Source organism: Psychrobacter pasteurii (assembly GCF_900162815.1).
GTDB classification, from domain to species: Bacteria; Pseudomonadota; Gammaproteobacteria; order Pseudomonadales; family Moraxellaceae; genus Psychrobacter; species Psychrobacter pasteurii.
This window is the reverse complement of the sequence record NZ_FUGD01000012.1, coordinates 1-616: the sequence shown is the minus strand read 5'-3', so window position 1 is coordinate 616 and position 616 is coordinate 1. Positions and strand designations below refer to the sequence as shown.

The window sequence follows — 616 nt, the reverse complement described above, 5'->3', positions numbered from 1 at the left end:
ACGATAGGATATAAGCTACTTAATGGCCGGTTCTGCCATGCTGTGATGTCATCTATGATGTTGTCAGTAACTCTGGAAACGAGGCTCGTTGAGATATCAACGTCATAGATATCTTTGATACTCTCAACAATCTCAGTGGTTGTCTGACCTTTGGCGTATGAGCGAGGATCAGCAAGTGTCTGGGAGACACTTGCCCGAAGCGCAAGACGGAAGGCTATGCCTGTAGTGACATATGATTTTATCATCGAGCCCGGTAATACGGGTTTGGTGTTTGCCAACCAATACAGGATCAAAGCTCCCTTCACGGTCTCTGGGGGTGGATATCTCAAGATCGCCTGTGTCGCTGCGTACTGTCTTTTTGGTGTGACCGTTACGTTTGTTTGGCTTATCCGCCTTCTCATGCTTGGGGTAGCCAAGATGTTCTTCCATCTCGGCTTCTAAGGCAGTGTCAATAAATGACTGCATGAGCTGTTTTTGAAATGCTTTAATATCTTCAAAGCTGCCAACGTGTTTGGCCATTTGTTCGGCTAGTTTTTTTAGTTCTGTTTCTTTTGTCATTGCTTATTCTCCTTTACTATGGATTATAAGCAGTTACACAAAGTTTAGGAAAGTCTCG

Annotated in this window: 1 pseudogene; it reads right to left on the bottom strand. The window is 44.3% G+C overall.

Going from position 1 to position 616, the window contains the following annotated elements:
- Nucleotides 1-558 (bottom strand): annotated as a pseudogene (locus tag A1232T_RS14500) (transposase); the annotation flags it as partial.
- Between the last annotated feature and the right edge of the window lie 58 nt (nucleotides 559-616).